Below are 14,675 nucleotides of genomic sequence, written 5' to 3'. Positions count from 1 at the left end.
GCTCCATGCCCCGCAAGACCTCCGCTCCGTCCCCGGCCCCGGCCCCGGCTCCAGCCGCTCCCGCGAAGAAGAAATCCCAGACGGTGGCCGCTGCGCCGGCTGTCGTGCCCGAGACCGGCCGGGTCGATGCCGCGACGCTGGACGCGCTGATGCGCGCCGACCACGGCGATCCGTTCTCGGTGCTCGGCATGCATCACACCGGCACCGCGCTGGTGGTGCGTGCGCTGCTGCCCGGCGCGGCCGAGGTCGATCTGCTCGACACGCTGGGCCGGCGGCTGTGCACGCTGGCACGCCAGGAGAGCAGCGCGCTGTTCACCGGTGCGGTGCCGCGCCGGCGCAACCCCTTCGCCTACCGGCTGCGCATCCGCTGGACCGACGCCGAGGGCCGTGCGCTCGAGCCGGTGGTGGTCGACGACGCCTACCGCTTCGCGCCGCTGATCCGCGACACCGACCTCTACCTGCTGGCCGAGGGCACGCACCACCGCCCCTACGAATGGATGGGCGCGCACCCGCAGATCCACGAGGGCACCGGCGGCACGCGCTTCGTGGTCTGGGCGCCGAGCGCGCGCCGCGTCTCGGTGGTCGGCAGCTTCAACCAGTGGGACGGCCGGCGCCACCTGATGCGCCGTCGCCATGAATGCGGGCTGTGGGAGATCTTCGTGCCGCAGGTGGGCGAGGGCGATCTCTACAAGTTCGAGGTGCTGGGCGCCGACGGCGTGGTGCGCGTCAAGGCCGACCCCTACGCCTTCCGCGCCGAGGTGCGGCCGCAGACCGCCTCGGTGGTGCAGCGCCTGCTGCCTGGCGTGGCGATCGACGAGACGCGCCGCCAGGCCAATGCGCTGGACGCGGCGGTGTCGATCTACGAGGTGCATCTGGGCTCGTGGCGGCACGGCGAGGACGGCCGCTGGCTCAGCTACCGCGAGCTGGCCGAGCAGCTGGTGCCCTATGTGCGCGACCTGGGCTTCACCCACATCGAGCTGCTGCCGGTGCACGAGCATCCCTTCGACGGCTCCTGGGGCTACCAGCCGACCGGTCTCTACGCGCCGACCTCGCGCTTCGGCACGCCGGAGGACTTCCGCGCCTTCGTCGACGCGGCGCACGCGGCCGGGCTGGGCGTCATCCTCGACTGGGTGCCGGGCCACTTCCCGACCGACGCCTTCGCGCTGGCCGAGTTCGACGGCACGCACCTCTACGAGCACGCCGATCCGCGCGAGGGCTTCCACCAGGACTGGAACACGCTGATCTACAACTACGGCCGCACTGAGGTGCGCAACTTCCTGGTCGGCAATGCGCTGTACTGGATCGAGCGCTTCGGCATCGACGGCCTGCGGGTGGACGCGGTGGCCTCGATGCTCTACCGCGACTACAGCCGCCGCGACGGCGAGTGGATCCCCAATCGCCACGGCGGCCGCGAGAACCTCGAGGCCATCGAGTTCCTGCGCCGCGCCAACTTCATCGTCGGCACGCAGCGCCCGGAGGCGGTGATGATCGCCGAGGAGTCGACCTCCTTCCCGATGGTGACGCGCCCGCCCTCTGAGGACCTGCAGTCCGGCGGCCTGGGCTTCCACTACAAGTGGAACATGGGCTGGATGAACGACACGCTGGCCTACTTCTCGCGCGATCCGGTCTACCGCAGCCACCATCACGACCAGCTGCGCTTCTCGCTGATGTACGCCTTCAGCGAGAACTTCGTGCTGCCGCTCTCGCACGACGAGGTGGTGCACGGCAAGGGCTCGCTGATCCGCAAGATGCCAGGCGACGACTGGCAGAAGTTCGCCAACCTGCGCGCCTACCTCGGGTTCATGTGGGGCCATCCCGGCAAGAAGCTGCTGTTCATGGGCTGCGAGTTCGCGCAGTGGAACGAGTGGAACGAGGCCGCGCAGCTCGACTGGCCGCTGCTCGAGCAGGCGCCGCATGCCGGCGTGCAGCGCCTGGTGCGCGACCTCAACAGCGTGCTGCGCCACTATCCGGCGCTGCACCAGCGCGATGTCCAGCCCGACGGCTTCGCCTGGGTCAGCCATGAGGACGCGCAGCATTCGGTGATCGTCTTCGAGCGCCGTGCCGCGCCTGACGAGGCCGGCCACGCCGCGCGGGTGCTGGTGATCTGCAACCTCACGCCGGTGGTGCGCCACGGCTGGCGCATCGGCGTGCCGCAGGCCGGCGCCTGGCGCGAGCTGATCAACACCGACCAGGCGGTCTACGGCGGCTCGGGCGTCGGCAACGGCGTGCTCGAGAGCGAGGCGCTGCCGTGGCAGGACCAGGCGCAGTCGATCGTCATGACGCTGCCGCCGCTGGCCACCGTGATGCTGGTGATCGATTGACGGATCGGTCAGGGGCGGCGATGACGGTCGTGAGGATCGAGGCGGGCCGGCCGGCGCCGCTGGGCGCGACGCCGGTCGCGGGCGGGCTGGACATCGCGGTGTGGGCCCCGGATGCGACGGCGATCGAGGTCAGCCTGTTCGATGCGCAGGGCCTGCACGAGCAGGCGCGTGTGTCGCTGCCGTGCTGCACCGACGGCGTCTGGCATGGCCGGCTGCTGGGTGAAGGTCTGGGCGCGGGCACGGTCTACGGCCTGCGGGCGCACGGGCCCTGGGCGCCGCGGGAGGGGCACCGCTTCAATCCGGCCAAGCTGCTGCTGGATCCGTGGGCGCAGGCGGTGGTCGGCACCTACGGCGGGCCGGGCGTCGACCTGAGCCTCTATCACGGCCATGATGCAGCCGACACGCGCCATCCCGACACGCGCGACAACGCCGCGGTCGCGCTGAAGGCGCGGGTGGTCGCGCCGATGCCGAAAGTCGATCCGGCCGAGCGGCCGCGCCATCCGGCCGACCGCGTGGTGATCGCCGAGGCGCATGTGCGCTCGACGACGATGCGCCATCCGGACATCCCGGCCGAGCTGCGCGGCAGCTACGCGGCGATGGCGCATCCGGCGATGATCGCGCACTGGCAGGCGCTGGGCGTGACCACGCTGAGTCTGCTGCCGGTGCACGCCCGCGCCGACGAGGAGCGGCTGCAGCGCCTGGGCCTGCGCAACCACTGGGGCTACTCCAGCATCGGCTTCCTGGCGCCGGAGCCGCGCTACTGGAGCGGCCGCCCCGGCACCACGCCCGAGGGCGAGTTCCGCCAGATGGTGCGCGAGCTGCACGCCGCCGGCCTGGAGGTGGTGCTGGACGTGGTCTACAACCACAGCGCCGAGACCGACGAGCTCGGTCCGACGCTGTCGCTGCGCGGGCTGGCCAATGCGCGGGCCTACCACCTGCGCCGCGCCGAGGGCCGCGCCGACCTCTACGAGAACTGGACCGGCTGCGGCAACGGCCTGAATCTGGCCGAGCCGCGCATGATCGAGCTGGTGGCGGGCTCGCTGCGCCACTGGGTCGAGGCCTATGGCGTCGACGGTTTCCGCTTCGATCTGGCGCCGGTGCTGGCGCGCGGGCGCGACGGCGCCTTCAGCCGCGAGGCCGGCTTCTTCGCCGCGCTGCGCGCCGATCCGGTGCTGTCCTCGGTGCGGCTGATCGCCGAGCCCTGGGACATCGGCCCGGGCGGCTACCAGCTCGGGGCCTTCCCGCCAGGCTGGAACGAGTGGAACGACCAGTACCGCGACACGATGCGCGCCTGGTGGCTGCGCGACGCGGGCGACCGCGGCGTCTTCGCGCACCGCTTCGCCGGCTCGAGCGCGCAGTTCCGCCACGATCACCGCGCGCCGACCGCCGGCATCAACTTCCTCACCGCGCATGACGGCTTCACGCTGCGCGATCTGGTCAGCTTCGACCACAAGCACAACCACGCCAACGGCGAGCACAACCGCGACGGCCACCACCACAACTGCAGCTGGAACTGCGGCGTGGAGGGGGCCACGCAGGACGCCGCGGTGCTTGCGCTGCGCGCGCGCCTGCAGCGGGCGCTGCTGGCGACGCTGTGGCTGTCCCAGGGCACGCCGATGCTGCTGGCCGGCGACGAGATCGGCCACAGCCAGCAGGGCAACAACAACGCCTATTGCCAGGACAACGAGATCAGCTGGCTGGACTGGCCCGGTCAGGACGACGACCTGCTGGCCACCGCGCGCCGGCTCGGGCACGGGCGCCAGACGCTGGCCTCGCTGCGCATCGGCCGCTGGCTGCGCGGCGCGCCCGACGCGCAGGGCTGTACCGATGTCGTCTGGTGGCATCCGGCCGGCCGTGCGATGCACGACGGCGACTGGAGCGATCCGCAGGACCGCACGCTGCTGATCCGCCTGCAGGCGGCGGCCGACGCGGATGCGGTGCTGGTGTCGGTGCATCCGCAGCACATCGCCCGCGAGGCGCGACTGCCCGATCCGGGGCCCGGTCGCCGCTGGGTCGCGCTCTTCGACAGCAGCCGCCCGGGCGGCGCCCCTGACCCCGAGGCGGCTGCGCTGGGCGCTGGCGCGGTCGCGGTGCTGCCGGCACGCGCGCTGCTGATCCATCGCAGCGAGGCCGCAGATCGGTGAACGCATCGGGGATCGCCGCAATTCGCGCCGCACGGCCTCCGCGCACAATGTTTTCCAGTCCCCATCCATGAGTCCGAACGCTCCCATGATCCAGACCGTCTCCACCCGGCCGTTCGACGGCCAGCGCCCCGGCACCTCCGGCCTGCGCAAGAAGGTCACCGTCTTCCAGCAGCCGCACTACCTCGAGAACTTCGTCCAGGCGCTGTTCGACATCCTGCCCGTCGAGGTCGGCCCGCTGGCCGGCCAGACGCTGGTGGTCGGCGGCGACGGCCGCTTCCACAACCGTGTCGCGGTGCAGACCATCCTGAAGATGGCGGCCGCCAACGGCATCGGCCGCGTGATGGTGGGCCGCGGTGGCCTGCTGTCGACGCCGGCGGCCAGCGCGGTGATCCGCAAGCACGGCGCCTACGGCGGCATCATCCTGTCGGCCAGCCACAATCCCGGCGGCCCGGACGGCGACTTCGGCATCAAGTACAACATCGCCAACGGCGGCCCGGCCCCCGAGAAGATCACCGAGGCCCTCTACGCCCGCACCCGCGACATCACCGAATACCGCACGCTGGACGGTGCGGCCGATCTGGACCTGGACACGCTCGGCACCACGACGCTGGCCGGCATGACGGTCGAGGTGATCGACCCGGTCGCCGACTACGCCGAGCTGATGGAGAAGCTCTTCGACTTCGACGCGATGCGCGCCTGGTTTGCCCGGGGCGGGCGCATGCGCATGGATTCGATGTGCGCGATCAGCGGCCCCTACGCCCGCGCGGTGATTGAGGGCCTGCTGGGTGCGCCTGCCGGCACGGTGGTCAACGGCGAGCCGCTGGAGGACTTCGGCGGCCACCATCCGGACCCGAATCCGGCCCATGCCACCGAGCTGATCGCTGCCATGAGCGGCGCGGGCGCCCCGGACTTCGGCGCCGCCTCGGACGGCGACGCCGACCGCAACATGATCCTGGGCCGCGACTTCGTCGTCACGCCCTCCGACAGCCTGGCGCTGCTGGCCGCCCACGCCACGAAGGTGCCGGGCTACCGCGAGGGCCTGGCCGGCATCGCCCGCTCGATGCCGACCTCGCAGGCGGCCGACGTGGTGGCGCAGGCCCTGGGCATCCCGGCCTGGGAGACGCCGACGGGCTGGAAGTTCTTCGGCAACCTGCTCGACGCCGGCAAGGCCACGCTCTGCGGCGAGGAAAGCTACGGCACCGGCTCGAACCATGTGCGCGAGAAGGACGGCCTGTGGGCCATCCTGTTCTGGCTGAACCTGCTGGCGGCGACCGGCGAGTCGGTCGAGTCGCTGGTGCGGGCGCACTGGAAGCGCTTCGGCCGCCACTACTACTCGCGCCACGACTGGGAAGGCATTCCGACCGAGCGCGCCGACGCGCTGATGGCCGCGCTGCGCGCGCAGCTGCCGACGCTGGCTGGCCAGCGCTTCGGCGCGCTGGAAATCGCGCAGGCCGACGATTTCTCCTACACCGATCCGGTCGACGGCTCCGTCTCCAGCCGTCAGGGCGTGCGCCTGATCCTGGCCGGCTGCTCGCGGGTGGTCTTCCGCCTGTCGGGCACCGGCACCGAGGGCGCGACGCTGCGCGTCTATCTCGAGCGCTTCGAGCCGGCCGACGGCGACCACGACCGCCCGACCCAGGACGCGCTGGCCGACCTGATCGCGCTGGCCGACACGGTGGCCGCCATCCGCGAGCGCTCCGGCCAGACCGCGCCGACCGTCATCACCTGAGATTCCCGCCCACCCGAACACAGCAAGCAGAGCACAAGGAGACCTGCCTCATGGATATCACCCGCTACACAGAGAGCCGCACGCTGGCACGTCGCACGCTTGCCCTGGTCCTGGCCGGTGGCCGCGGTTCGCGCCTGAAGGACCTGACCGACCGCCGCGCCAAGCCGGCGGTGCACTTCGGCGGCAAGTTCCGCATCATCGACTTCGCGCTGTCGAACTGCATGAACTCCGGCATGCGCCGCATCGGCGTCATCACGCAGTACAAGTCGCACTCGCTGCTGCGCCACCTGCAGCGCGGCTGGAGCTTCCTGCGCAACGAGATGGGCGAGTTCGTCGACCTGCTGCCGGCGCAGCAGCGCGTCGACGAGGAATCCTGGTACCGCGGCACTGCCGACGCCATCTACCAGAACCTCGACATCATCCGCAACTCGACCCCGCCCGAGTACATCGTCGTGCTGGCCGGCGACCACATCTACAAGATGGACTACTCGATCATGCTGGCCGACCACGCCGCCAGCGGCCGGGGCGTCACGGTCGGCTGCATCGAGGTGCCGCGCGAGGAGGCCAAGGGCTTCGGCGTGATGGCGATCGACGAGAGCCGCGCCATCGTCGAGTTCGTCGAGAAGCCGGCCGATCCGCCGCCGATGCCGGGTGATCCGAACACCTCGCTGGCGAGCATGGGCATCTACATCTTCACGGCCGAGTATCTGTACCGGCTGCTGGAGGAGGATGCGGCCGATCCGGATTCCGAGCACGACTTCGGCAAGAACCTGATCCCGAAGGCGGTCTCGGAGGGCCAGGCGCTGGCGCATCCGTTCTCGATGTCGGCGATCGCCAACCCGCCGTACTCGCGTGCCTACTGGCGCGACGTCGGCACGGTCGACGCCTACTGGGCGGCCAACCTCGATCTGGCCTCGACCACGCCCGAGCTGAACATGTACGACCGCGACTGGCCGATCTGGACCTACCAGGAACAGCTGCCGCCGGCCAAGTTCGTGCACGACGAGCCGGGGCGCTGCGGCCAGGCGATCGACAGCCTGGTCTCGGGCGGCTGCATCGTCTCGGGCGCGACGGTGCGCAACTCGGTGCTGTTCTCCAACGTGCTGGTGCGCTCCTTCTCGGAGATCAACCAGGCGGTGGTGCTGCCCGACGTGCAGATCGGCCGGGGCTGCCGCCTGAGCAAGGTGGTGATCGACCGGCGCTGCCGGCTGCCCGACGGCCTGGTCATCGGCGAGGATCCTGAACTGGATGCCCAGCGCTTCTTCCGCACCGACAACGGTGTGGTCCTGGTGACCCGCAGGATGATTGCCGCGCTATGAGAGTCCTGCAGGTCTGTGCCGAGATCTTCCCGCTGCTGAAGACCGGCGGTCTGGCCGATGTCGCCGGCGCCCTGCCGCCGGCGCTGGCTGCGCTCGGCGACGAGGTGCGGGTGCTGCTGCCCGGCTTCGACGCCATCCTGGACGGGCTGCAGGAGGCGGTGGTCGTGGCCGAGCTGCAGCCGCCGCCGGCGCTGCACTGGGGCAGCGGCGGCGCGCGGCTGCTGTGGGGCCGGCTGCCGGCGGTGGGCGAGGGCGTCACCGCCTACGTGATCGACGCGCCCGGCTACTACCGCCGCCCCGGCGGCCCGTATGCGGACGCCAATCGCCACCCGTACGGCGACAACCACCTGCGCTTCGCGCTGCTGGGCTGGGTCGCCGCGGAGCTGGCGCAGGGGCTCGATCCCTTCTGGCATCCGACGGTGCTGCATGCGCACGACTGGCACGCCGGCCTGGCGCCGGTCTACCTGCGTGCGGCGCAGCAGGCGCGCCACCAGCATTTCGCCGGCAGCGTCTTCACGGTGCACAACCTGGCCTACCAGGGCGGCTTCGCCGGGCATCACTTCCAGGAGCTGGGCCTGCCCAGCGGCTTCTGGGGCGTCAACGGCGTCGAGTTCCACGGCCAGCTCGGCTTCCTGAAGGGCGGGCTGTATTTCGCCGACCGCCTGACCACCGTCAGCCCGACCTACGCACGCGAGATCCAGGGGCCAGAGCAGGGCTGCGGCCTCGACGGGCTGCTGCGCACCCGCGGCGTCGACCTCTCGGGCATCCTCAACGGCGTCGACGACGCGGTCTGGCATCCGGCCACCGACACGCTGCTGCCGGCGAACTACGCGGTCGACGCGCTCGACGGCAAGGCCGCCTGCAAGGCGGCGCTGCAGCAGGAGCTCGGCCTGGCGGTCGATCCGGCGAGGCCTCTGCTGTGCATCGTCAGCCGCCTGACCGAGCAGAAGGGCCTGCACCTGGTGCTGGAAGCTCTGCCGGGCCTGCGCGCGCTGGGCTGGCAGTTCGCGATGCTGGGCAGCGGCGACGCCTGGATGGAGACGGCCTTCGCCGAGGCGGCGGCCGCCCATCCGGCCGACATCGCGGTGCGCATCGGCTACGACGAGCGCTTTGCGCACCGGCTGATCGCCGGCAGCGACGCGATCGCCGTGCCCTCGCGCTTCGAGCCCTGCGGGCTGACCCAGCTCTACGGCTTGAAGTACGGCACGCTGCCGCTGGTGCGCCGCGTCGGCGGTCTGGCCGACACCGTGGCCGACACGCGACTGGAGACGCTCGACCGCGACGCCACCGGCTTCGTCTTCGACGAATTTTCCGCAGGCGCGCTGCTGTGGGCCGCCGAGCGGGCTGTGGCGCTGTTCCGCCGCCCGGCCGACTGGCGTACCGTGCAGCAGCGCGCGATGCGGCAGGACTTCGGCTGGACGGCCGCCGCGCGCCACTACCAGGCGCTGTACCGCCAGGTCAGCGCCTGACGATCTCTCCCTCTTCGCCCGATCATTCCCATGGACCTGACCCAGTTCGAGCACCAGTACGAGCAGCTCGCCCGTGACGTCGGCGCCTTCAAGCGCGCCATCTCGACCAAGCTGATGTACACCGTCGGCAAGGATCCCGTGTCGGCCCGCCCCGAGGACTGGCTGCACGCGGTGTCGCACGCGGTGCGCGACCACCTGGTCGAGCGCTGGATGAAGACCACGCGCGCGCAGTACGCGCAGGACGTCAAGCGGGTCTACTACCTCTCGATGGAGTTCCTGATCGGGCGCACCTTCACCAACGCGGTGCTGGCGCTCGAGCTGATGCCGGTGATCCGCCAGGCGCTGGCCGAGCTCGATGTCGACGTCGACAAGGTGCTCGACCTCGAGCCCGATGCCGCGCTGGGCAACGGCGGCCTGGGACGGCTGGCGGCGTGCTTTCTCGACTCGATGGCCACGCTGGGCGTGCCGGGCTTCGGCTATGGCATCCGCTACGACTACGGCATGTTCCGCCAGCAGATCGTCGACGGCCGCCAGGTCGAGGTGCCCGACTACTGGCTGACCGGCGGCAACCCCTGGGAATTCCCGCGCCCCGAGGTGCAGTTCCGGGTGCGCTTCGGCGGCCACCTGGAGCAGCACGGCGACACGGTGCGCTGGGTCGGCACCGACGACGTGCTGGCGATGGCCTACGACACCATCATTCCCGGCTACGGCACCGAGGCGACCAACACGCTGCGGCTGTGGTCGGCCAAGGCCACCGAGGAGATGAACCTCCGCGCCTTCAACCAGGGCAACTACTTCGGCGCGGTCGAGACCAAGAACCACAGCGAGAACGTCTCACGGGTGCTCTACCCGGACGACTCGACCGCCTCCGGGCGCGAGCTGCGCCTGCGCCAGGAATATTTCTTCGTCTCGGCCAGCCTGCAGGATCTGCTGCGCCGCTACCTGCGCACCCACACCGGCTTCGAGGCGCTGCCCGACAAGGTCAGTGTCCACCTCAATGACACCCACCCGGTGCTGGCGATCCCCGAGCTGATGCGCCTGCTGGTCGACGAGCACCGCGTGCCCTGGACGCACGCCTGGCAGCTCTGCCAGAAGGTGTTCTCCTACACCAACCACACGCTGATGCACGAGGCGCTGGAGACCTGGCCGGTGGACATGCTCGGCCGGGTGCTGCCGCGCCACCTGCGCATCATCTTCGACATCAACGCGCATTTCCTCGGCGGCGTGTCGCAGCGCGGCGGCGGCGATCCGGACCTGCTGCGCCGTGTCTCGCTGATCGACGAGACCGGCGAGCGCCGGGTGCGCATGGGCTATCTGGCGGTGGTGGCCAGCCATTCGGTCAACGGCGTCTCGGCGCTGCATTCCGACCTGATGAAGGCCTCGATCTTCCGCGACTTCGCGCAGCTCTGGCCGGAGCGCTTCAACAACAAGACCAACGGGGTCACGCCCCGGCGCTGGCTGGCCCAGGCCAACCCGGGGCTGGCGGCGCTGCTCGACCAGCGCCTGGGCCGGGGCTGGCGGCGCCAGCTCGACCAGCTCGACAGCCTGCGCCATGCGCTGGACCTGCAGGGCTTCCTGGGCGCGGTGCGCAAGGTCAAGCGCCAGAACAAGGAGCGGCTCGGCCGCCTGGTGCTCAAGCAGCTCGGCGTCGACCTGAACCCGGACGCGCTGTTCGACGTGCAGGTCAAGCGCATCCACGAGTACAAGCGCCAGCTGCTCAATCTGCTGCATGTCGTCACCCGCTACCAGCGCATCCTGGCCAATCCGGACGCGCAGTGGGTGCCGCGCGTGGTGGTCTTCGCCGGCAAGGCGGCCTCGGCCTACCGCATGGCCAAGCTGGTGATCCAGCTCACCAACGACATCGCCCGGGTGATCAACAACGACCCGCGCGTCGGCGGTCGGCTGAAGGTGGTCTTCATCCCGAACTACAGCGTCAGCCTGGCCGAGGTCATCATCCCGGCGGCGGATCTCTCCGAGCAGATCTCCACCGCCGGCACCGAGGCCTCGGGCACCGGCAACATGAAGTTCGCGCTCAACGGCGCGCTGACCATCGGCACGCTCGACGGCGCCAATGTCGAGATCCGCGAGCAGGTCGGCGACGAGAACATCTTCATCTTCGGCCACACCACGCCCGAGGTGGCCGACATCCGCGCCCGCGGCTACCAGCCGCGCGCGATCTACGAGGCCGATGCCGAGCTGCGCGCGGTGCTCGACGCGATCCGCGACGGCGTCTTCAGCCCCGACGATCCCGGCCGCTACCAGCCGATCTTCGACGCGCTGGTGAACTGGGGCGACCACTACCTGCTGCTGGCCGACTACGCCAGCTATGTCGCCACGCAGGACCGGGTCGACACGCTCTACCGCAACGCCGACGAGTGGACCCGCCGCGCGGTGCTCAACATCGCCGGCATGGGCCTGTTCTCGTCGGACCGCACCATCGCCGAATACGCGCACGAGATCTGGCACACCCGGCCGGTCATCGTGCCGGCCGCAGCGCCTCACGCGGGCTGATCGTCGCGGCGGGCGCGCATCGCGCGTGTCCAGTGCGCGCCCAGCTCGAGCGCGAAGTCCGACGGGATGAAGCGCTCGAAGCCGGCGCCGGGATAGCTGGTCAGCTCGCCGACGATCAGCCGCCCCTCGCACAGGTACAGATCGACGCGCAGGAACTCGAAGGGCGCGGCCAGCTTCAACGCCAGCGCGATCATCCGGTCGAGCTCGGGCGGGCGCGGGTCCGGCGCATGGTTGTCCAGCGTCAGCCGCACCGGCAGCCGCCGCCAGTCGGTGTCATAGAGATTGCGGGTGTGGCGGCCGAAGCGGCCACGGTCGACCTGGATGAAGCGCACCGCACCGCCGATCACGTAGACCTTGTGATCTGGCGGAATGCCGCCGGGCTCGCGCGGATCGCTCAGCATCGGCTCGGCCAGGATGCGACCGCGCAGGCCGGCATAGCACCACTCGCGGCTCTGGCGGCTGAAGTCGGTGTCGAGCCAGCGCTGCATCTCCAGCCGCAGCGCGACCTCGGCGGTGGCGTCCAGTGGCGGATCGTTCTCGCGCAGGAAGATCACCCGGCCGCTGCCCACCGTCGGCTTGAGCACGCAGGGGCGCGGCAGCGTGCGCAGCGGCACCGCATCGGCGTGGGTCCACAGACCGAGCTGCGGCAGCACATGCGTGTCGCCGACCTGCTCGATCACCCATTGCCGGGCGGCGGCCTTGTCGGCGGCGAGCTGCAGCAGCGGCGAGCGGCAGCGCAGCATGTAGGCCTGGATGTGCTCGTTGAAGCTGCGAGGGTGCGCGTAGTCCGGCCAGCGGCCGAAGTAGAGCAGGTGGCCGACGGCCAGATAGAGCCGGTCGGGCAGCACCCGGCCGAGCCGGCGCGCCAGCCACAGGTCCGGCCGACGAAAGCCGCGCAGGCGCCGACCCAGATGGCGCAGGCGGTCCAGCAGGCCTGAATTCATGCGACGGCCGTGTCAGGCCGAAAGCTGCGCAGCCAGCTGCGCAGCCGGCCGGAGGTGTTGGTCACCGCCATCCGGCTGGCCAGCGCGGGCGGTGCCACCAGCATCGCCATCAGCCAGAGCTGCGAGGCATAGCGTTCCGGCCGGGTATAGCCCGGGCATTCGCGCAGCGAGCGCGCTTGCAGCTGCAGCAGGCGCAGCGCGTCGTCATGCCGGTAGGGATGGCGCTGCGGCTCGGTGCGCCAGGACAGCACGCGGGTGCGCAGGTTCCAGGGGGCCGGCAGGAAGGGGCCTTCGATGCGCTCGCCACCGTGGCGCGCCAGCAGGGCCAGCGACGCTTCGCGGCGGTGCCGGTCCACCCGAAGCGTGTCGGCATGGCGGGCGGCGATGTTGCCGAAGCAACCCCGGGCGCGGTTCGTTCCAGAGTGGATGCGGTAGGCGCCGAGCGCCGCATCGATGCCCAGCACGCGGCCCTGAAAAGGCGCCAGGATGAAGGGCGGCGTGTCGGCGGCGCGGCGCCAGTCGGCCTCGGCCAGGGGGAAATAGCGGGCGATGGCGCTGCGGCGGTAGAGATTGCCGCTCGAGGGGGGCCCGCCGTAGCTGCCGAAGCGCCGGATCAGCGGGCGCACGTCGCCGTCGTGCATCAGATAGGGGATGGTGCGGCTCATGCAGCGGCCCTCGCGGTCGATGCAGCGCAGCAGGAACTGGATCTTGGCCACGTCGCGGCCGCCGTCGGGCTCGGCGCGCAGCCGTGCCAGGCAGTGGGCCAGGGCCTGGGGCTCGAGCCGGTCGTCCGCGTCCAGGAACAGCACCCAGTCGCCAGTGGACAGCGCCATCGCGGCGTTCATCATCGAGGCCTGGCCGCGGTTGTCCGGGCTGATCCAGTGGCGAATGCGGGTGCCGTAGCGGCGGATCACCGCATCGGAGCCATCGCTGGAGGCGTCATCGCAGACGACGACCTCCACCTCGGGCACCGGCAGGGCGTCGGGCCCGCCGTTGCGCTGGGCCAGCGCGCTGTCGATCGCCTCGGCCAGGAAGCGTGCGTAGTTGTGGCTGCTGATCAGGATGGAAACCCGCATGGGCGCAAGGATACATCCTGTTTCACTGTGGCCTTAGCGGGCGAAACGCTGGCGCAGCCAGCGGCCGATCAGCGAGGCCATGCCGTGCGCGGTGGAGCCGGAGCCAGGGCTGGAGCCGGTGCGGTGACCCGGCGACGGAAGGCGCCGACGCGCGATCAGCATCATCTGCAGGCCCACGCCCAGCAGGAGCAGCGGCAGCGCGCCCAGGGCCCAGAGCAGCCCGGCCACCACCGTCAGGGCGCCGGCCAGGGCGGGCACGGCCTGCAGCAGGCTGTCGATCAGCGGAGCCAGGTCGGCCGCCATGCGGGGCAGCCACTCGAGCAGTTCGCGCGGCACCCAGAGCTCGAGCCAGGGCGGCAGGGGAAAGGCCGCCACGTCGGCGGCCGAGCCCGAGAGCGAGCCCGCCTGCGAGACTGCCCACACGGCCCCGGCGTGGCCGGCCCAGACGGCGAGAGACCAGACCGCCAGCAGCGCGAAGACGAAGATCCAGAGAAAGAGGGCAGCCATGGCGGGGACTCCGAGCATGCAGATGGAGAGGAGGGGCGAGGGGGCGATGCTCCTCAGCATGGGGCTGCTTCGGGTCGGGACAAGTCAGCGTCCGGCTGCGTGTGGTTCCCGTCTTTCCTGCGTGTCGGGCGGCGTCGGACGACTAGCTGACGATGTAGGAAGCGGCGCCGGTGGCGATGAGCAGGCCTTCATCGTTGTGCATGCGCATGAGGGTGGAGGCGACGCGGCCGCCCAGGCGGGTGACCTCGGCGGAGGCGATGAAGTGCTGGCCCAGGCCCTGGCGGAGGTAGTCGACGCGCAGGTCGATGGTGCCCATGCGGCCGAAGCGGTGGAGGATCTGGGCGGTGTTCTCGAGCGGGTGGCGGTGGGCGATGGCCAGGGTGAGGGCGAAGCCGCCGGTGGCGTCGAGCACGGCCGAGATGACGCCGCCGTGGAGGCGGCCATGGAGGTAGTGGCCGACGAGTTCGGGGCGCATGTCGAAGCGCAGGCGGGGTGCGGCGGGGTCGAGGGCGTCGACCTTCAGGCCGAGGAGCTGGTTGAAGCTCAGGCGCTGCTCCCACAGCTCGGTGATGGCCAGGTGCAGGCGGGCCTGCTCGGCGGGGTCGCGGGGGGTGGGGGTGTCGGGGCTCATGCGGGGGATTGTGGGCAGCGGGGG

General features: G+C 71.0%; 10 protein-coding genes. 6 read left to right on the top strand and 4 right to left on the bottom strand.

The genetic code is table 11. The features are described from left to right. Positions 1 to 5 precede the first annotated feature (5 nt). From glgB to BW996_RS15140, 6 genes are all read left to right on the top strand, one after another. Positions 6 to 2,321 (top strand): 1,4-alpha-glucan branching protein GlgB, encoded by a 2,316-nt coding sequence (glgB, locus tag BW996_RS15165; protein WP_081837932.1) that lies wholly within the window; start codon positions 6 to 8, stop codon positions 2,319 to 2,321. Positions 2,322 to 2,341: 20 nt separating this feature from the next. Further along, positions 2,342 to 4,465, top strand: coding sequence for a glycogen debranching protein GlgX (gene glgX, locus BW996_RS15160; protein ID WP_037478082.1), 2,124 nt, complete (start codon positions 2,342 to 2,344; stop codon positions 4,463 to 4,465). 67 nt (positions 4,466 to 4,532) lie between these two features. After that, on the top strand, positions 4,533 to 6,194 hold the full coding sequence (locus BW996_RS15155) for an alpha-D-glucose phosphate-specific phosphoglucomutase (RefSeq protein WP_206539485.1): 1,662 nt from the start codon (positions 4,533 to 4,535) through the stop codon (positions 6,192 to 6,194). A 50-nt stretch (positions 6,195 to 6,244) separates the two neighbouring features. Then, complete coding sequence (gene glgC, locus BW996_RS15150) at positions 6,245 to 7,513, top strand: glucose-1-phosphate adenylyltransferase (protein WP_037478090.1); 1,269 nt, start codon at positions 6,245 to 6,247, stop codon at positions 7,511 to 7,513. Further along, positions 7,510 to 8,982: a glycogen synthase GlgA gene (gene glgA / locus BW996_RS15145; protein WP_037478092.1), complete on the top strand. Its 1,473-nt coding sequence runs from the start codon at positions 7,510 to 7,512 to the stop codon at positions 8,980 to 8,982. The genes glgC and glgA overlap by 4 nt, the downstream gene beginning before the upstream one ends. 30 nt (positions 8,983 to 9,012) lie before the next feature. After that, a complete protein-coding gene (locus BW996_RS15140; RefSeq protein ID WP_037478094.1) occupies positions 9,013 to 11,493 on the top strand; it encodes a glycogen/starch/alpha-glucan phosphorylase in 2,481 nt (826 codons plus the stop codon). Here BW996_RS15140 and BW996_RS15135 read toward each other — a convergent pair. The 4 genes from BW996_RS15135 to BW996_RS15120 form a co-directional block, all read right to left on the bottom strand. Beyond that, positions 11,481 to 12,437, bottom strand: coding sequence for an ATP-grasp fold amidoligase family protein (locus BW996_RS15135; RefSeq protein ID WP_051631513.1), 957 nt, complete (start codon positions 12,435 to 12,437; stop codon positions 11,481 to 11,483). The genes BW996_RS15140 and BW996_RS15135 overlap by 13 nt on opposite strands. After that, on the bottom strand, positions 12,434 to 13,513 hold the full coding sequence (locus BW996_RS15130) for a glycosyltransferase family 2 protein (protein WP_051631514.1): 1,080 nt from the start codon (positions 13,511 to 13,513) through the stop codon (positions 12,434 to 12,436). The genes BW996_RS15135 and BW996_RS15130 overlap by 4 nt, the downstream gene beginning before the upstream one ends. A gap of 33 nt (positions 13,514 to 13,546) precedes the next feature. Beyond that, a complete protein-coding gene (locus BW996_RS15125; protein WP_076458994.1) occupies positions 13,547 to 14,020 on the bottom strand; it encodes a hypothetical protein in 474 nt (157 codons plus the stop codon). Between the two features lie 142 nt (positions 14,021 to 14,162). After that, on the bottom strand, positions 14,163 to 14,651 hold the full coding sequence (locus BW996_RS15120; RefSeq protein ID WP_076458993.1) for a thioesterase family protein: 489 nt from the start codon (positions 14,649 to 14,651) through the stop codon (positions 14,163 to 14,165). Positions 14,652 to 14,675: the final 24 nt, after the last annotated feature.

It is taken from the genome of Sphaerotilus natans (genome assembly GCF_900156335.1).
GTDB lineage: Bacteria > Pseudomonadota > Gammaproteobacteria > Burkholderiales > Burkholderiaceae_C > Sphaerotilus > Sphaerotilus natans.
The sequence above is the reverse complement of the archived record's forward strand: the minus strand, read 5'-3'. Positions and strand labels throughout refer to the sequence as shown.